This window comes from Lysinibacillus sp. K60 (assembly GCF_019731275.1).
Classification (GTDB): domain Bacteria; phylum Bacillota; class Bacilli; order Bacillales_A; family Planococcaceae; genus Lysinibacillus; species Lysinibacillus capsici.
Genome location: NZ_JAASJR010000005.1, coordinates 418,425 through 436,916, shown reverse-complemented (window position 1 = coordinate 436,916; position 18,492 = coordinate 418,425). Strand labels below are relative to the sequence as shown.

13 protein-coding genes, 2 pseudogenes and 1 riboswitch are annotated in these 18,492 nt (G+C 36.2%); of the genes and pseudogenes, 6 read left to right on the top strand and 9 right to left on the bottom strand.

Annotated elements, in window-relative coordinates; all coding sequences use genetic code 11:
• Positions 1-139: 139 nt before the first annotated feature.
• From HCH28_RS13935 to HCH28_RS13925, 3 genes and pseudogenes are all read right to left on the bottom strand, one after another.
• Positions 140-613: pseudogene (locus HCH28_RS13935) on the bottom strand (phosphomethylpyrimidine synthase ThiC); the annotation flags it as partial.
• Positions 614-753: 140 nt separating this feature from the next.
• Positions 754-868: riboswitch (TPP riboswitch) on the bottom strand.
• Between the two features lie 60 nt (positions 869-928).
• Entirely contained in the window at positions 929-1,858 is a 930-nt protein-coding gene (locus HCH28_RS13930; protein ID WP_221681382.1) for an AEC family transporter, read from the bottom strand.
• Positions 1,859-1,969: 111 nt separating this feature from the next.
• Entirely contained in the window at positions 1,970-4,069 is a 2,100-nt protein-coding gene (locus HCH28_RS13925) for a methyl-accepting chemotaxis protein (RefSeq protein WP_221681381.1), read from the bottom strand.
• 254 nt (positions 4,070-4,323) lie between these two features.
• Here HCH28_RS13925 and HCH28_RS13920 point away from each other — a divergent pair, with 254 nt between their 5' ends.
• Entirely contained in the window at positions 4,324-5,958 is a 1,635-nt protein-coding gene (locus tag HCH28_RS13920) for an S-layer protein (protein WP_221681380.1), read from the top strand.
• Positions 5,959-6,154: 196 nt separating this feature from the next.
• On the opposite strand, the gene HCH28_RS25075 is transcribed toward HCH28_RS13920, so the two are convergent.
• Both HCH28_RS25075 and HCH28_RS25070 read right to left on the bottom strand, forming a co-directional pair.
• On the bottom strand, positions 6,155-6,394 hold the full coding sequence (locus tag HCH28_RS25075) for a bacterial transcriptional activator domain-containing protein (RefSeq protein ID WP_255601401.1): 240 nt from the start codon (positions 6,392-6,394) through the stop codon (positions 6,155-6,157).
• Between the two features lie 9 nt (positions 6,395-6,403).
• Positions 6,404-6,646 (bottom strand): hypothetical protein, encoded by a 243-nt coding sequence (locus HCH28_RS25070; protein ID WP_255601400.1) that lies wholly within the window; start codon positions 6,644-6,646, stop codon positions 6,404-6,406.
• Between the two features lie 947 nt (positions 6,647-7,593).
• Between HCH28_RS25070 and HCH28_RS13910 the strand changes: the two genes are divergently transcribed.
• Positions 7,594-8,871 (top strand): hypothetical protein, encoded by a 1,278-nt coding sequence (locus HCH28_RS13910; protein WP_202342741.1) that lies wholly within the window; start codon positions 7,594-7,596, stop codon positions 8,869-8,871.
• Positions 8,872-9,070: 199 nt separating this feature from the next.
• Here the strand turns inward: HCH28_RS13910 and HCH28_RS13905 are convergent, their stop codons facing one another.
• The 4 genes and pseudogenes from HCH28_RS13905 to HCH28_RS13890 all read right to left on the bottom strand — a co-directional run.
• The gene (locus HCH28_RS13905; protein WP_221681379.1) at positions 9,071-10,996 is read right to left on the bottom strand and encodes an ABC transporter substrate-binding protein; all 1,926 of its coding nucleotides are present in this window, start codon (positions 10,994-10,996) and stop codon (positions 9,071-9,073) included.
• Between the two features lie 179 nt (positions 10,997-11,175).
• The gene (locus HCH28_RS13900; protein ID WP_221681378.1) at positions 11,176-12,120 is read right to left on the bottom strand and encodes an ABC transporter substrate-binding protein; all 945 of its coding nucleotides are present in this window, start codon (positions 12,118-12,120) and stop codon (positions 11,176-11,178) included.
• 101 nt (positions 12,121-12,221) lie between these two features.
• Positions 12,222-13,784 carry an ABC transporter substrate-binding protein gene (locus HCH28_RS13895; protein ID WP_221681377.1) on the bottom strand — a complete coding sequence of 521 codons (1,563 nt, stop codon included), beginning with the start codon at positions 13,782-13,784 and terminating at the stop codon, positions 12,222-12,224.
• A gap of 355 nt (positions 13,785-14,139) precedes the next feature.
• A pseudogene (locus HCH28_RS13890) lies at positions 14,140-14,340 on the bottom strand (MFS transporter); the annotation flags it as partial.
• Between the two features lie 221 nt (positions 14,341-14,561).
• On the opposite strand from HCH28_RS13890, the gene HCH28_RS13885 reads away from it, so the two are divergent.
• The 4 genes from HCH28_RS13885 (at position 14,562) to HCH28_RS13875 (ending at position 18,457) form a co-directional block, all read left to right on the top strand.
• A complete protein-coding gene (locus HCH28_RS13885; RefSeq protein ID WP_221681376.1) occupies positions 14,562-15,518 on the top strand; it encodes an ABC transporter substrate-binding protein in 957 nt (318 codons plus the stop codon).
• A gap of 97 nt (positions 15,519-15,615) precedes the next feature.
• A complete protein-coding gene (locus HCH28_RS25065; RefSeq protein ID WP_255601399.1) occupies positions 15,616-15,774 on the top strand; it encodes a hypothetical protein in 159 nt (52 codons plus the stop codon).
• Between the two features lie 35 nt (positions 15,775-15,809).
• Positions 15,810-17,240, top strand: coding sequence for an AraC family transcriptional regulator (locus HCH28_RS13880; protein WP_255601398.1), 1,431 nt, complete (start codon positions 15,810-15,812; stop codon positions 17,238-17,240).
• A 32-nt stretch (positions 17,241-17,272) separates the two neighbouring features.
• A complete protein-coding gene (locus tag HCH28_RS13875) occupies positions 17,273-18,457 on the top strand; it encodes a helix-turn-helix domain-containing protein (RefSeq protein ID WP_221681375.1) in 1,185 nt (394 codons plus the stop codon).
• The last annotated feature ends 35 nt before the right edge of the window (positions 18,458-18,492 follow it).

Sequence of the window (18,492 nt, the reverse complement as noted above, 5' to 3'; positions counted from 1 at the left end):
AGGCCTATGTCTATTTTTTGACATAAGCCTTTTCTTTCATTATTGGTAAATTCGACTGCCTGCTTTTTTAAACTCCTCTGCCTTTTCCTTCATACCTTGATGGATCGCTTCAGTCGTATTCAAATCCTTATCTTTCATTCATATTTTCACGAATCGCTACAAACTCCATTTCAGGCGTTATAATCCCCCTTCGTGCATAGTGAAGCTGTGTCACATTTTTACCTTTTTTAGCACGCAAAGGCTTTCTCGTCAACTCAGGGAAGACATTTTCTTGAATACGCGGGTCATCAACATGACGAAAGCCATTATCCTCCGGTTTAATGGAGCGTCCCTCATATGCTTCTACATCCCCTCGCTCTTGAATCCATGCATTTCGTAAGGCAGGTAAACCTTTCGTAATATCTACTTGGTAGGCTGGATCTGTATAGGGCCCACTCGTATCATATACTCGAATAGGAGCATTTTCTTCATTTCCAAAACTGCCTGTTGTCGGACTTAATGCAATTTCTCGCATAGGTACTAGAATATCTGGGCGTGATCCTTCCACATATACTTTTTTGCTTCCTTCAAAGCTAGACATAATGGTAATATTCTTTTCACTAATTGCTGACATGAGCTACTTCTCTCCCTTAAATTTATTTTGATATAAGGACCGATTCTAGCTCACCCCAACAATCCAAAAAATAAAGGCCGAATCCAAAATAATTATTTGGATCCGGCCACGAATGTAAAGGTCTATTGATTGCATACTCTGCAATAGCTTCTTAACTTTCCCACGCTGGTATGAGCCAGATCAGGTCCAAAGGGTCAAGAAACTTCGTAGCGTTTCCCTCTCAGCCTGACTCATCAGACTCCCCTAGTTAATACTATTTAGTTTGATGCTAGTGTAGCAGATAATACTAAGAGATGGAAGTTATTTTTTATCTTACTAGGTAAATAATACTTCCGCAAAATAGATCACAATGGTTACAGTTATACAGCTTACAATGGTAGAAAATAAAACAGCTTGCGCGGCTGTTGCTGATTCTACATCATATTCCAATGCTAGACTAGAACTATTACGGGATGTTGGAAAGGCACTAGCTATAAACAGTGATTGTGCGACGACTCCATCTAATCCCAATATATAAATAATGGCTAATGCAACAGATGGTCCAATAATTAATCGCGTAAAACAGCTGATAATGACGGTTTTATTAAACATTGATTTCATCTCTAGTTGTGATAATTGCGCACCTAAAGTAATTAAGGCCACAGCAATAAATCCATCTGCCACATGTTCTACTGGTATTTTGATAAACTGTGGAATACCGATACCAAAATAGTTCATAGCGGCACCTATAATCAGCGCATGAATAATAGGCATTTTAAAGAAATCCTTGATGATTGTCATACCCGACTTTGTAGAAGAAATTAAATTGTATAATCCATATGTATACGTAGTCATATTTTGAAAGATTACGAGCATGACCTGAATGGCTACTCCAATAGGTTGCGTGGCAAATATCATTTGAGCAACTGGAATACCGTAATTGCCAGAGTTAATAAGCACCACACTATTTTTAAAGACAGCTGCCTCTGTTCTAGCTAAACCTAGCCCTTTTGCCATAAAATGACTGAGTAACATTTGACTACCTATAAAGAGTATAATAAATAATCCGACCTCTCCCAGTACCGATAACTCCACATGTGTTTCATATAAATTTACAAAAACAGCTGCCGGCATAAAGCAATATGTAATAAGCTGAGACAATGCTTTTAAATTAAAGCGAAATTTCTTTTGTAGGATAGCGCCTATTACAAGTAACACTAAAATAGGAACAACAATTTGAAAGAAAATCATTCCGAGATACATCATATCAATGTCCCCCTTCCAGTGTTAATAGTAGTGTTGAATTCCTTCTAGGTCAATTTCTCTGACTTTCACAATAAAAGAAGACTGCCTCTATATTGAAGGCAGCCTTTGCTTTTAAACAAGCTTAAATCGATTTACAACTTCTTGTAGCTCGTTTGAAATATCGTTCATATTTTGAATAGACTCTGCTACTTTTTGTAATTCTGCTTGTTGATCCATTGCAGAAGCACTTACTTGTTCCGCAGAGGCTGCTGTTTGCTCTGAAATAGCCGAAATACTTTGGATAGCCATGATTGCCTGATTTTTATGCTCTAACATGCTAGATAGTTTATTCATTAATTCACTAATAGAATTTGCAATTGAACCTGACAAGTCACTGCTATCTTTAAACGCTAGTTGCGTGCTTTGTACTGACTCATTTTGAGATTGCATTAAATCTGCATTAGATGCAATAACAGCAACCGTTTGCTGAGAATTTTCAAGAATGCTTTCTACTGTACTCTTAATAATTTCTGTTTCATTTTTAGATTGTTCTGCTAGCTTTCTAACTTCCTCTGCAACTACAGCAAATCCTTTACCATGCTCACCAGCACGTGCAGCCTCAATACTTGCATTTAAAGCTAGCAGATTAGTCTGCTCGGTAATGCTTTGGATCGAAGCAATAATCTGATTAATATTGGCAATATTAGAAGCTAATGATTCCATTTGCTGCTGGATACGCCCATTCATTTCATTTGTCTCCATATTACGTACTCTTAAACTTTCAACTTCTTGCAATCCTTTTTCCGTTGTTACACCTGTTTTATGAGATAGCTCATCCATTTCATTAGAAAGAGCCGTAATGGCATCAATCTGATCTGATAAATCCATCATTCGATAATTTGTTTCTTCTGTATCCTCTGACTGCTTCGAAGCTCCTTGTGCAATCTCGTTGATAGCTACAGAAACCTCCTGACTAGAAGCAACTACCTCGTTAAATGCCTCATTTACCTGATTAGAAGATTGGTTCAATAACCTCGTGGAATTTAGTACAGTTTGAATCGCACTATTGGTTTTATCTAACATATTATTATAGGCCACAGCCACTGCACCAATTTCATCAGGCTTAATATATTGCTCTTCTACCTTTTGTGTTAAATCCCCTTCAGCTGCAGTTTCAATCGATGCACGTAAAAATTTAAGTGGCTTTAGTTGTTTATAGATGAATAACACACTTGCAGCGGTCATCAAAACCACCATAATAATAGAAGCAATAATCGTAAATACAAATACATGATTATATGTTTCTAGAATCTTTGATTCAGCTAACACGACTTGAACAGTCCATGTTTCGTCAATACCCTCTAAAATCATTGGAGCAAAGACATTATATGCCTTTTCCTTCAGTTGATTAGAGTCAACGTACATACTTGTTAGCTCACCATTTTCCATTGTCTTACTAATACTTGTCCAAGTAGGATCCTCTTGCATATTGCGCCCAACTAGCTCTTCACCAAAACTGTTAGCTGTTAGCACACCTTTATTCGTAATTATTGCCGCATAACCGCCTTCTGGGGCATTCAATTTTGTTAAATCATTTAAAAAATCTATTGATACATCGGCTGTCAATACACCGAAAAATGTTCCGGAGGCATTGATTAATGGCACTGAAATCGTTGTCATTAATACGGATTGTCCGTTTACATTATAATCATAGGGCTCTGTCAAAACTGCACGTCTCTCTTCTTTTGGTACCCAATACCATTCAGAAATACTCTTATCATCAATACCTTCGATTAGAGCAGTCGAGATATCATTTCCGTTCTTACTTAAATAAGGGATAAAACGTTTTTTAGTATCTACTAAAGCAGCCTCAGTTGGTTCTAAAATAATAGAATCTTGCTCAAAGATTGCTCCTACTCCAAGAATGTCATTATTGCTAGCTAAATTGTTTTCCATTACGTCTATGACACCCTTGGTAGACAACGTATTATTCTTCTCCATGCTTTCTATGATACGCTTTGTTGTTTGTAATGTCGTATTGGCTTTCTTAAATCTTTCACTCATAATAGCTGCAGAAGATTCAGCTGATTGTAATGTTCCATGCTCTGCGTCTTCAACACTTTGCTTTTTTATAATAATCCCCGTTATGACAGTATAGGATAAAAATAAAATGAGAAATAATCCTATTATAAGGGAAGAAAGTTTTAAGGCAATTCCTCTTGATTTTTTCATAACTAACACCCCCACTTTTATACTAATAATAATGGATGGATGATTGTATCACAATAAAATATTTAGCGAATAAAGTAGAAATTTTACAGAATTATAGAGAAAAATACCGATACTTCACCAAACATTTATTTTTCAATATAAAGGACTAATGACTTATTTGAATTGAGATTCATAGTAAAACATCCTCTTTGAATTCTAAATTATAGGAAAATATGATATATTAACTATTAAATAGAATGATTGGAGTGACTTACATGAAAAATAAAGCGCTATCAACATTAATGGCCACGGCTATTACAGCGACACTAGTATTACCAATGTCTACTGCGAATGCCGCATCATCTCAAATTCAATCAAATTCATATGAGACACATGTAGCAGCAGCAAAAAAAGTAATAGGTGAATCCGTAACGATCAAAAATATTACAAAAGATACTGTAATAACATCTAACGGTACATTTAGAATTCATTCGGCATTAAAGCCCCTATTTGATACTTCAAATAAAACAGCCTTAACCAATGCCCGAGCGACTATTGTAGTGAAAAATGGTCAAATTACGGACGTTACCTCATTAATATTAAACAAAGCAGGTACAAGCAAAAAATCTGTTTATTTTGATGGAGGTGACGCACAAATCTCGGGAGATCTTACTGTAAACGCTGACTATGTAAAGATTCAAGATGTTAGTGTGGATGGTCAGCTTATCATTACAAACAGAGTAAAAAAAGCCGTTACACTCGATGAAGTAGCAGTAGATGAAACAATTACACTAAAACCAATTGTAACGAAAAAGGTAAGTTGGCTATACGTCACTTTAATCGATATGAAATCATCAAACATCAATTTGGAACGTACTAAAGTCAATATATCTTCTGACCAAACGCTTTCCAAAGTAGATGTAGTAGGGAAAGTTACATCGTTTGAAGCTATGTCTAATATAGAAAAGCTTACAATTGATGTGGCAAATGATTTCAGCCTTTACGGTGAGGGTAAAATCGAGCAAATCGTTGTAAAGGGCGGTACTAATGTAGCTTTAGATTCAGGACATCTGGTAAACAATGTACAAGTTGACAATAAAAATGTCTCCGTGACACTACCTGTTATTGATAAGAAGGAACTTAATACACTTATCGCATCCCCACCATATGTACAAGTATCTGTAAACGGCTATGATGTTTTAACAACAGACAAGTGGACAACACAGGCTGAGAGAAACGCATTTGATTCAGCAGTTGCAAGCACAAGAGCTGTAGCAAACAACAACAGTGCCTCCCAAGAACAAGTAAAAAATGCCATCAGTCAGTACAAAAATGCTCTAGCTGTTTATCAAGCTGCTCAAAAAAGCGGAACAAAATATGGCTATGGCGATAAAGCTTCATTACAATCTTTAATTAATTCTGTTCAATATGTTACGGTTTCTTGGGATGGTTCAAATGTTCCGTATAATACTCCTTGGACAACGCAAACAGAGAGAAACGCATTAGCTTCTTCTGTTTCATCTGCTCAAGTAGTTGTAAATAACGTTTACGCTACTCAAACTGAAATTGCAAATGCGGTCAATAATTTAAACAATGCTATCTGGACGTATAAAAATGCTTATAAGTATGGCAATAACGGGCATTATGTAGATAAATCCAATTTAAAAACACTTATTTCAACTGCTTTAAATGGAATTGTTGCAACTTCTCAAGATGGTAGTGATGTAAATCATACCTTAAAATGGACTTCTCAAAATGATTTGAGCATTTTAAATTTTTATATTGAACAAGCGAAATCCGTTGATAACAAATATGATGCAACTCAAAGTGAAGTTTCAAATGCTTATGATAATCTAAGCAATGCAATTAACAATTACAACTATGCGAAGCAAAATGGGTTACAATACTAGACAGAAAGGTCTCTGCATTTTGCAGAGTCCTTTTAATATTAGCTAATCACATCCACTTTGAAACTTAGCATTTGCCTGCTCCCGCCTTCGATACCAACCCTCAACCTCCCTACTTGGCTCCACTGCCATGTGCTCTTGAAGCATCTTTTTTAACAGCCAATATTGCTCCTAAACAGCAGCTGAATTATTCAATAGCTCATAAAGCTTCATTAAGTAAAATAGTTATCTTCTGCACCAGCGAATAGTTTTGCACTTTTTCCTGCACTTTTATAGCAGCAATGTAACTTTCATTTCTTATGTAAAACTCACTTAGTTGCTGAGCATGGTGGAACCATAGTCTCCTTAAACGTTCTCTTTCACTTTCCGCCCATAGATAATCACAATCTCCTAAATAATCACCCGTATCCATCTGGAATACTTGTTCATGTTCATCCACTGTTGTCTGCTATATTGGAGGAGATAGCCATTGTTCTACATCCACTACAACATTTTCAACTACTAGTTTGTAGCCAGAACTTAGCAAAGGACTTGAAATTTTTACGCCCTCAACCCCATAGTTTTTCAATGTTTTCCGTATTGTATAAATGGCTGTATAAAGTTGTTTTGGCGCTTTATCAATATCAGACTCTGGCCAAAATAACTCTAGAATCGTATCACGGTAAATCATTTCATTTTTATGCTCTAGCATGTAGGCAAATAGTTCCTTTGCTTTAGAAGTTCGCCATTTAATCGGTTGTGTACGACAATCTGGTAAAACAACATGAAGACCACCAAGAAGCTTGATTAGTGTTAGTTTGGGTGTAATTTTTTTGCTTTATTATTAATTTGTTCAGCAGTTCTATAGTTTTTTCTAAACGTCAAATTTGTACAGGTTTGCTACTATTTCTTGAATCTTTTCACCCAATGCTAAACCGTCCATATCAGGCATGACAATAACTAAAAACACAACATTTGGTTGAAGGATCACTTAACCGAAAAAAGACTAGGCTTACAAAAAGCCAAGTCTTTCTCGGTTTATTTAAGATTTAAGACATTGACAAGATTACAAATAATAGCTTACTACACTCTTCTAAACAAATCCTGGACAAGTTAAGTAATTGAAAAATCAGCCACCATACCAATAACTTACTTGTAGATTTGGTTCATTTAGCAATCCCTTATTAAAAAATAAAGAACTAGATCATAGCCTATCTAGTCCTTCTTCAAATTGTACGTTGTGATTCTCACAATAATCACAACAATAAACTAACATAACCTCCTCAACAATTTCTAAACATTAACAAGCACCTCTTGCCACTAACATTTAATATTTTGAAAGCTGTTTCCCATCTTGATTAAATAAACGTGAGAATTTGGAACCTCCTCTCACATCATATACTGGCCCTCTCTCAAACATACGGTTCATTATCACAACTGCTTGGCTCGTGTTGAAGTCACCATGAGTATTTCTCTTAGAGTCGAAAGATATGTATTATTATCAATAAAATCTATCAACTATCTACCTATTCATCTAAAAATGCTTAAAAATATCCTAGGCTATGATAAAATTAAAACAACACCATATATTGGATAACCTCTGCGAACCGAGGCCAATTTTATCTATAATAATTATGGAAATAGGAGGTTTCTCATCATATGAAAAATAAAAAAAAGTTAGCATTACTGTCTTTAGTGGCCGTGCCCTCACTTCTTTATAGCGCACCAGTATCGGCTACTGAGATACCAAAGCCAGCCTACATAATTGCTAACTACAATGCTAACGTGGCAAATGTTATACAACTAATTAACAATATTAACAATACAACTGCTACTTTCCAAACCAATTTAGAGGCAGCTTTGAAGGCTTACAATGCTTTAACGGAAACAGAAAAACAGTATGTTACGAACTACTCCACATTGTCAGCACATCAGCAGACAAGAATTGCTTATCGTAAGCTTGCAGCACAAATTGAAGAGAAATTGTATTCTGTGGATTCTACGTCCTCTAATTATTATCAAAATGTTACTGAAACAAAAGATTGGTATAATACCCTGAATGCAGCGCAAAAAACCTTTGTAAGTGCATCTGCGCAAAAAATTCTAACTTCCTATATCGCGCCAAATACATCTGTTGACAAGGTGGTCAATAAAATTCAATTGATTAATTCATCTCGTCTCTCGTTCCATAAAGATGTAGCCAATGCCCGAGCAGAGCTTAATGCACTACGTAGGTTTTCGAATATTTCTTTACCTGTAGGTATCGAGCAGCAATTACTTGATGCAGAACAGCTGGTTGTAAAGGATAAGGCAGCAGCTAAAGAAGTTGAAAACGCTATTGCAGCTTTATCACCAAAAACATCGACAGCTCAGGATGTGCAGGCAGTCAAAACTTCTTTTGAAGCATTAACACCTGTTCAGCAGCAGCTAGTCCCAAATGTATGGACTTTAGTGGATTTTGTACAAGGAACACACACACTTCCTTCAAAAGATAACATACCAAAAACACCTGTTTTATCTGATGCAGCAGCTGTCCCAGGGAAAATTACAGCTATGATAAAAAATAAAAATATCTATAAAGCTAAAATTAATGTAGCCGCATCAGAAAATGACACGGAACGTTATATTCTAACAACAGAAGACAAAATGACCATCATTATTCCTCCACTTTATACACTTGTCAATGAAGATGAAGGGGTTATGGATATTCAAGTAACAAAAAAGGCAAATCGAATTACTCTTCAAGCTACATTGAATAAACAACCAGTAACCTTTGATGCAAATATGGAAATCATAATTGAAGGCTTACCAGCCAATTCTTCCTTCAATCGCTCAAATGGTTTTGGCAAGCAAGTTCCAGCTGACTTTACCATCAGTGGAAATCGTCATATTATCCAAACTACTACTCCTGGCACGTTCCAAATCGTAAGAAATTAAATTAAAGCACTAAAGAAACAATGTTGGTTTCTTTAGTGCTTTCTTTCTTTTTGAAAAGTTAATCTCTATTATTAGAAGTGCACTTTAAAAAAGAATAGACAAAGTCAAATAATCAAATTTGTCTCATTTTAAATAAAAATATAACCTCTCTATAAATGTTATGTATTAATAATCATTTATGGGGTAAACCATCAATTTTTTAATTTTTAGTTGTATCAACTAGTTGGTCCACAATGAAATCTAGCTGTTTTGATAATGAATAAATGTCGTTGTAGTAACAAAAACCAAAATCCATTTCGATAAGCCTTCCTTCTTTAATGGCAGGAATATTAGACCAAACTGGATGATCTGTTAAATCTACCATTCCGTCATAAGATGAGCGGAACACATAATCTCCTGCATAATCTGTTAATACTTCTAAAGAAACATCGATTGCCTCATTGGTGTTGTTTTTATCATCAATTTTCTTTTGAATAATATCTGGTGCTTTCATTTCTAAATACTCATAAAAAGCTTGGGAACCACGTCCAAAGGTATAACTTGTCACAACGGACATTTTTCCTTTGCCGCCTTCCATAATACTAACCGTTTTATCTGAAATACCTGCCTCTTTTAGCTTCTTTTGACTATCCTCTACTTTTGTATAGAAATTAGCTAAAAGCTCTTTTGCTTCTTTCTCTTTTCCTAGTACTTCACCAATCTTTGTTAAACGTTCATCTAGTGAGGTTGAGAAATCGATCATGATTGTAGGTGCAATTTTCTGCATTTGATCGTAAAGCTCATCCTTACTTGGAATAATGATGACATCAGGTTTTAATTGAATCACTGCCTCGACATTTGGTTCAAACCATTCTCCTAAACTTTCAACTGTTTTTAATTCTTCCTCAAATGCTGCTCCCTCTTGTATTTTAGAGGAGCCCACTGGTGTCACATCAAAAGCTAGTACATCACCCGTATAATACATCACCACTACCCGCTCAGGGTTAACAGGTATTTCTACGTCTCCTTTCATAGTAGAGACAATTTTTGTTTGTGATACGCTGACTGCTTGAGTGGTAGAGGCTTGTTTTTCCCCGCCTCCTGTATTGCTTGATGTCCCGCTGCTGCAAGCACTTAATAAAAGCGTCAGACATAGAAAGAGTGTTGCAATAGCTGATAATCCTCTTTTATTCATTGGTTCATACTTCCTTTCATTATATTGATAACCATTCTCAATATAATCTTGGAAGCTCCAATCGACAATGGAGTATCTTTCAGACATTGAAGGACTATCTTTTATCAGATCACTTACTTTTTGCTTTTGACGGAATTTTGCAGGAGAAACGCCTACTCTCTTTTTGAAAAGTCTACTAAAATAATAGACATCACTATAGCCGACACCCATAGCGATATCGCGTAAGCTAGCATTTGTCTTCTCAAGCAAAATAGAAGCTTTTTCAATACGTAGCTGAATTAAATACTCAATCGGGCTACAACCTAATTGTTGCTTGAATTGAATGGATAAATGAGATGGACTATAGCGCAATGCCTTCGCAATGGATTCTAAGGTCAATGGCTGTGCATAATTTTGCTCTAGATAGGCTTTAATTTGACTAGAGACATTTAGCTTTTGAATGTCGACACTGTCCTGATCTAACTGCATGAAAATTTCATTTAATAATTGATAAAATAGCGATTTAACAGTAAATTTGCTGAGGTTATTGGCATTTTCCCACTTCTTATACATAAAATATATTTTTTCAAACATTGTAATAGGTGAGTTAGGAACAAGACTGTATTGATAGTTGAAAGGATTATTTGTTTGTAACGCCCTTGCTATCATTTTATTTGAGGTTAAAGGAATGGAAGCTCGATAAAATATTAAAAAATATTCAAAGCCTTTGTCTGTAGCCATTATTTGTAGTGTGGTGCCCTTTCCACCGTGAATAAGATGAAAGCCCTCTAGTGTATAGTTTATTAAATCGATTTGAACTTCCGCACCACCACCTGTGGCATAAAGAAACATATTTGCAGGCAATTTATATGATTTTCCGATTTCCTCAGGTTTGAATAGCTCATATCTTAAATCGAGCACTTTGATCGTTGCATGATTCCAAAGAAATAGAAACTCCTCTTTTGGTAGCATCCTACATCATTCCTTCCAATTCTTCACTACCTACAAGTTTATTATAATTGATAATCATTCTCAACATAAAACTGTATAAGCATAGAAAAATCACCCAAACAATCCAATGCCTGAGTGATTTTATGGAATTCCACTTAATTTTGTTTAGTATGTTGTACTAGCATTTCCAATTACTTAGCTTATTTTTTATTCGTGAGCCAGGTTGTTAATTCTTCTACCTGAGCCAACACGGCTGTTGGGTCATAATACCATGAGCGCTCCTCTGGCCAAACATAAAGATGATCATTTTTTACGGCTGGCAAGCTACCCCATATAGAATCTTTCTTAAAATCTTCAACTGTGCGATCATCTGAAGTCAAAATAATGTAGTCTCCTGCATAATCTGCCAGCACCTCTTCGGAAATTTCAGCCCACTGCTTTTCCATCATTTCATCTGCTACTTTAGCAGGTGGTTTGCGACCAAGTGCCTGATAGACTGGTTGTCCACCACGTCCAAAATTATCACCATATGCGTAATACGTTTTGCCTGCATCCTCTATAATAGAGAAGCTTGCATCCTCTGGAATAATCGCATCTACCTGTGCTTTGGCATCGGCAATCCTTTGATCATATTGCGCCAGCCAATCCTTAGCTTCTTGCTCTTTGCCAAGCAACTCACCGAAATATGTAAGTTCTTCGTGTGCATCCTTCAATTCACCATAGGGAATGACAACTGTGGGGGCAATTTTACTTAAAGCATCATAATTTTCCCCATTGCCAGTAATAATCAAGTCAGGTTTGAGCGCTATTATCTTCTCAATCGACGGTTTCCCATAATCACCGATTTCTTCTACATCCTTTAATGCATCCTTTAAATAATAGTTTTCAAGTGCCAACCCAGGAGCTCCCACAGGTTTCACATCTAATACAAGCAAACTTGCAATATACTCCTCTGCTACAATACGCTGAGGACTAGTCGGAATAACAACCTCACCATTTGTCGTCTGAACCGTTTTTGTCTCTGCTTCTTTTGTATCTTGCTCTGCAGTCGGACTAGAATTTTTCTCCTTTTCTCCACAAGCCGTTAACAGAAGCAATATTAAAAGAAATAGTGGCGCTATGAATTTTCTATTTTGTTTCAGCAATTTTTTCCCTCCACACATACCAATCGATAATCATTCTCATTAATTGTAGAAGAATGTAAAATAACTGTCTATGTATGAAAGTGATTTGTTCCCCTGTATATTTATGATGTTAATACTTCCATTAATTTTTGTAATTGAGTAGCTGTAGATAATGGGTCATATCCATAAAATAATTCATACTGATTCAAAAAATACACCTGTTTCTTTTGCACCGCTGTAAGTGACTGCCATTTTTCTGAATGTAATACCCTCAAGAGATGCTCTTTTCCAAAATCTTTTGGAGGAAGAGCAGTGACGAATATATAATCCGCTGAAAAATAAGCAATATCTTCAATATCTACTGATAAGTAACCTGTTTGTTCAATATTTCGTGTGACAATCGCAGCTGGTCGACTAAAGCCCAAATCATCGTACAGTATATGACTCCCTCTTCCATGACTACTATTTAAACAATATGCTTGATGACTACCTATTTCCCAAACAATAGCAGTCCCCCTTGCTCCAAGTTGTTGGTCAAGAATAACGTTACACTGAGCTATCTGTTCATCATATTGCTGGAGCCAGCTCTTACATACTTCTTGTCTATCAACGATATGGGCAATCAACCTAAATTGCTCTCGCCAGCTTAATTCTCTACATGGTAGCTCGAATATAGGAGCTACTGACAGTAATAATGGTTTTTCATCACCCCCACTGTAGTTAATAATAATATCTGGACATGCTGCTGTAATCGCCTGATAATTTGAAGCAATATCATACTCATAGCCTTTCAGTTTCTGCGTACCAGGGACAGGCTTGATACCCTCTAGAAAAGGAGAGTATACACCCAACACTGGCGTAATACCAAGAGCTAGTAAGCATGCTGTATGATTGGTATTGAGTGCAAGGACACGCTTCGATTTCTGATAATAGACTGTTGGTGTTACACCTACTTTTTCTTTAAATTTCCGACTTAAATAAGTTCCCTCATTGTAGCCAACTTCCTCGGCAAGCTCATCTAATTTAGGCATTGTAAACAATAGCCTTTTCTGTGATTCTCGTATTCTTAGTAATGTTAAATATTCACTATATGTATAGCCTGTGTGCTTATGAAACGTACGAGAAAAATGTTCTGGACTTACTTGTGCTTTTTCAGCCATCTGCTCTCTTGTTAATTCTTCACGAAAATGTAGATTAATATAATGAAGTACTTTATCAATCCATAGTCCTTCTTTTTTTTGATTATTATCACGTAAATGGCTGTATAACACTTCTAGCATTTCACCAAATATTTTTTGTAAACGAAACGGATTATTGCTCTCAGTGTTCGCTTCTTTTTCTACTTCTTTAGCTAAATTCATCAGTCGATAGGAGCATTGCTCAATTACGATAGAATCTTGCAATAAACGATCAGTTTTGTAACCATATACACAATATTGAATGACGATTCCTCTGCTTTCGCATGTTTCAAGAAGATGAAAATCGTCAGTATTTTCTATAAGCATAACAGAATTTGAACTAAGCCTAACGTGCCTACCTTGAAGCGTACACTCTATATATCCCTCATATACTATGACCATAAATGGGTAGGTGAATTGTACTATGTCACTTAACATTTCATTTAATTTCACTATTTGTATAGGTTGATAAAAAAGATGGGACAGTAACTGATTGTCTTTGTACATTTAAACTCTATCTCCTAAACAGCAAATTGATATTGATTATCATTTTCATTATAATGGAATAGAATGAGAGAAATCAATTGAATTAGGAGGCTTACAGCTTTGAAAAACTTTATAAAAAAGAATGCCTTTTTAACTGGCATTTTAATGATTTCCATCCTTTTGGCTGCATGCGGAACTTAATCCTCTTCCACAGCAGAGAAGTCAAAGGTTGCAAACTCCAATCAAGTCTTAACAGATTCAATAGCACATGAAGTGACCATTCCTAAAAATCCCTAACGCATCATAGCTCCATATCTAGAAGATCACCTTGTAGCATTATGTCTGGTTGCTTTTTGTACAAAACGCTAACAAAACGACGATTAGTAAGTACTCCAGAAATCCCTACTGTTAGTAAATAACCTAAAAACAGTATTGTTCCTAGGTAACCAGATTGGGCGGTTGTGAAATACATTCCCTCCTGCATAAACGGCAATATAACTCCATATGCCATGCGAAATCCCGTAGTTTTAACAATTAATAGCATTCCTGCTATGACAAACACCCAATAATTTTTCATTTTTTAACCCCCTTTCATTACACGAATCGTAGTCCAATGAAAGGTCCATTTTCCACCAATGGAAGGATACTTATACGGTAAAACGGATTTTATTTTAAGGTTAAAGTTAGATTTTTGGATAAACCTTAATGGCCCTTTTTCATTTTATCCATTGTTCTAGGCCACTGACTAATTTATGCTAGCCTATATCGATAATGATTATCATTTACGGAGGAAGAGACATGAAAAAATTAAAGCGACATATGCTCATTTATAGCTTATTATTACTGGTTAGTATCATACTGGCTGCTTGTGGTTCTACCAATGGAGAAACGAAGAAGGAAGAGACAACAACATCAGCATCAACAACTCGCCTTTATAAGGATTATTTAGGTCGTGAGGTTGAAATTCCTGTAGATCCTGAGAGAGTGGTTTATCATGGAGAAGGATACGGTGATTTACTTGCATTGAATATCAAAACAGTTGGTGCTGGCTTCTCTTGGATTACAAATTATGCTTGGGAAGATCGCGTAAAAGATGTGGAGGACGTTGGTTTTCCTATTAATGTGGAAAAAACATTGTCATTAAAGCCTGACCTTATTATTATTGGTACTTCTGATGATAAGACATATTCACAGCTTTCTAAAATCGCTCCAACTATCGTGTTTGATACTTTTGCGCCATTAAACCAACGTTTAACCGAGCTGGGCGATATACTAAATAAGAAAGAAGAAGCGACTCAATGGATGGATGCTTATACAGAAAAAGCGGATAAAATGTGGGAGTCGCTTGTAGCTGATGACATCATTAAACCAGATGAAACGGCATCGGTTTTAACATATTATCCAGGAGACCGATTATTTGTCATGGCACGTGCTGGACTTTCTCAAGTTTTATACGATTCAAATGTGCTTAAGCCTGGTGACAAAATACAAAAAATTCTTGATGATGGAACAGGCTTTGCTGAAATCTCCACAGAACTTCTTCCTGAATATGCTGGTGATCGAATATTCATCCTCACACCAGTCGATGATGAAGCAAAACAATCGACAAAAGAAATGATGGAAAGTCCAATTTGGAAAAACCTACCAGCTGTGAAGAACGGTCATGTCTACACCATTGATATTGAAAAAAGTGATAGCGATGCCTCAACAAGAGAATGGCTGTTATCACAACTACCTACTATGTTAAAAAAATAGCTAACAAGAGACATTTCATCTTTGTTGAAATGTCTCTTTACTTTTTATACAATACATTTAATTGATAATCATTTTCATTTACTAAGGAAGTGAACAGATGGAAGACAACAAATCAGCTTCTATTAACAAGGATTTACTATTTCATTTAGAAAATATTGACTGTATTTCGCAGAGCTATCCGTTTATCTCGACTTCTCATCATACGATGATACTTTTTACAGATGGCTGTGGGACGTTGATATACCTTATTTGGTGACGAAGGGAAAAATTTTTCTGGTACAGCCCCGTTCTATGATTGATTTATCGGATATAAATAATGGTTACTGTTTCTATAAAATTACTTTTTCAGCCTTTCAGCTAAAACATAAGCACCTTTCCCCACATCTAGGATCTATTTTTTCTGATGAAGTGGAATATACAATTTATCCTTATACACGCTTAATTCGTCTTACCGAAGATCTGGATAATTTAAATCCTAAATTGGATTTTCTTAAACAACAAGGACTGTTGTATGAACTATTAAATTTATTATTTGAATATCAGCTTCAAAAGAACTACCAGTTGTCAATGACAAAGGTAGTTGAAGAAACCATTGACTATATACATAACTATTTTCAACTTCCTTTAACGGTGAAAAAGCTAGCGGAACTCGCTCGTATAGCTCAATGGCAATATAGTGCGATCTTCCAAACCTTAACTGGGAAGAAACCGCTAGATTATATTACAGATTTACGTCTTACAAATGCCAAAGAATTATTGCTACAAACAAATGAGCCATTAAAAGATATTGCGCAGCAAGTGGGATTTGATGATGAATATTATTTTAATCGCCGCTTCCGACAGGTAATTGGAATTCCTCCAAAACAGTTTGCACGACAATATAAACAAAAAACTGTTGTAAAAGATTGGACAGGACATGAGGTAGCAATCCCTCGTTCACCACATCGTGTTATTTATCATGGAGAAACGTTTGGGGATATGTTGATTTTTGATGTGCAGCCAATAGGCGGAGACAAAACCTCTATTAGTAAATCCTTCTATAAAAACCATGTTCCTTATATTCAAGATGTTGCCTTTCCAATCAATCTTGAAAAATCTTCGCAGCTGAACCCTGATTTAATTATCTTTACAAATAATGACGAGCAGCAATATCAAGCACTATCTTCTATTGCACCAACGGTAACCCTAAATTCCTGGGATTCATTGGAGGAACGCGTCCTTTTATTAGGGCAGTGGCTTAGCCAACAACAGCGTGCAGTAGATTGGCTAGAATATTTTAAAATCCAAGAAAATACTATGTGGCAGCAGCTACAAACAGTCATAGAGCCTGGCGAAACAGCATCTGTTTTGACTTTTGATCATGGCAAACGCCTTTTTATTATGGGCTGTACAGGTCTATCCCCTGCCCTTTTCCATCCAGATGGATTTCAGCCGCACCCTCAAGTCAAAAAACTACTTCAAGCAGGCGAGGGGTATAAAGAAATACCAATAGATCACTTACCTCAGTATGCTGGTGACCGCATCTTTATGTTGTTATCTGATAAACCCGAATCGCAAATGGCTACGATGGAATTGATTAATAGCGATATTTGGAAAGGACTCACTGCTGTACAAACTAACCATGCTTATTTAGTGGATGCAACAAAGTGGAATTACGGAGATGCCTTTACAAGAGAGAAGTTACTCGGTGCATTACCAAAGCTATTGGTTACTACCAAGTAATTCTCATACTTATAATAAGGGGTGACATTTATATGAAAACGGAAAGTATAACAGATATGACAACTCAAATATCATTAAAGGATATTCGAGATTATATTGCTAAAAACCATCATCAACCTCTCACGATTAAGCATCTAGCACTCATTTCGGGTCTGAGTTCCAGCTACTTTGGAGAGGCATTTAAAAAGGCATTCGGTCAAAGTGCCACAGATTATTTAACGGCGCTACGTATCGGACATGCCAAGCAATTACTGCGTGATACCGATTTATTACTTCGTGAGATTGCTAGAAAAGTAGGCTACAGTGACGAATTTTATTTTAGCCGAAAATTTAAAAAGGAAGTTGGGATTTCACCTTCTGCTTATAGTAAGATGGCTCGCCAGCGTATTTCTACTTTTTCGGTCTCCGCTACTGGAAATTTATTAGCGCTTGGTATAATACCAGTTGCAGCTCCGCTGAATGCTAAATGGAGTCCTTATTATTACCATCATTATCAAGAGAAAATTCCCGTGCATGTTAATATATTTGATACAGAATCAGAGGACAACTTCAAAAAATTAGCCTCTGTTAAGCCAGATATTCATATTTTTCAAGAGGAACCCTCCCTCTCCATGCTTGATTGGCTTCAAACAATTGGCATCCAAAATATCTTTATACAAGCGAAGGATTGGCGAACACAGCTGAGAGAATTAGCTGTAGCTGTTAAAAAGAAAAGCGTAGGTGAGCGCTTCATTCAAACATATGAACAAAAGGTATTACAGGCGAGATTAGAAATTAATCAAGTTGCTGGAAATGATACGTTTGCCGTTCTTCGTTTATGCGGTGATCAATTATTTATGTATTGTAATAAAGGGATTCAGGATGTACTGTTTACAGATTTACAGCTTCGTTCTGTCGATGCTCGCCAACAAACATATAATGAGCATATTACATTTGATCAGCTAGTAAATATAGACCCTGACCGTTTGCTATTTATCATTTGTCCAGATTCACCAACCCGAAATTATTGGCTTACTCTACAATACCTTGATCGTTGGAAAGAGCTCCGTGCTGTAAAAAATGGACATGTCTATGTTTTACCTTCGAATCCTTGGTTCGAATACTCAGCTATTGCTATAAGCCGAATGCTAGATGAAATGTTACTTATGCTAACCGGAAAAAATCCAAATCCTTTTCCTGTCCCCGTCCATGGTAACGTATCAGACAGTGATTTATAATTCCATTTGAGAATGATTATCACTGGAAGGAGACT

Excerpts from the sequence above, each read along its gene's own strand:
- HCH28_RS25065 (WP_255601399.1), top strand. The coding sequence starts at position 15,616 with ATGGAAGACAACAAATCAGCTTCTATTAACAAGGATTTACTATTTCAT.
- HCH28_RS13925 (WP_221681381.1), bottom strand. The coding sequence starts at position 4,069 with ATGAAAAAATCAAGAGGAATTGCCTTAAAACTTTCTTCCCTTATAATA.
- HCH28_RS13930 (WP_221681382.1), bottom strand. The coding sequence starts at position 1,858 with ATGATGTATCTCGGAATGATTTTCTTTCAAATTGTTGTTCCTATTTTA.
- HCH28_RS13885 (WP_221681376.1), top strand. The coding sequence starts at position 14,562 with ATGAAAAAATTAAAGCGACATATGCTCATTTATAGCTTATTATTACTG.
- HCH28_RS13905 (WP_221681379.1), bottom strand. The coding sequence starts at position 10,996 with ATGCTACCAAAAGAGGAGTTTCTATTTCTTTGGAATCATGCAACGATC.
- HCH28_RS13875 (WP_221681375.1), top strand. The coding sequence starts at position 17,273 with ATGAAAACGGAAAGTATAACAGATATGACAACTCAAATATCATTAAAG.
- HCH28_RS13880 (WP_255601398.1), top strand. The coding sequence starts at position 15,810 with ATGATTGATTTATCGGATATAAATAATGGTTACTGTTTCTATAAAATT.
- HCH28_RS13920 (WP_221681380.1), top strand. The coding sequence starts at position 4,324 with ATGAAAAATAAAGCGCTATCAACATTAATGGCCACGGCTATTACAGCG.
- HCH28_RS13910 (WP_202342741.1), top strand. The coding sequence starts at position 7,594 with ATGAAAAATAAAAAAAAGTTAGCATTACTGTCTTTAGTGGCCGTGCCC.
- HCH28_RS13895 (WP_221681377.1), bottom strand. The coding sequence starts at position 13,784 with ATGTACAAAGACAATCAGTTACTGTCCCATCTTTTTTATCAACCTATA.
- HCH28_RS25070 (WP_255601400.1), bottom strand. The coding sequence starts at position 6,646 with ATGCTAGAGCATAAAAATGAAATGATTTACCGTGATACGATTCTAGAG.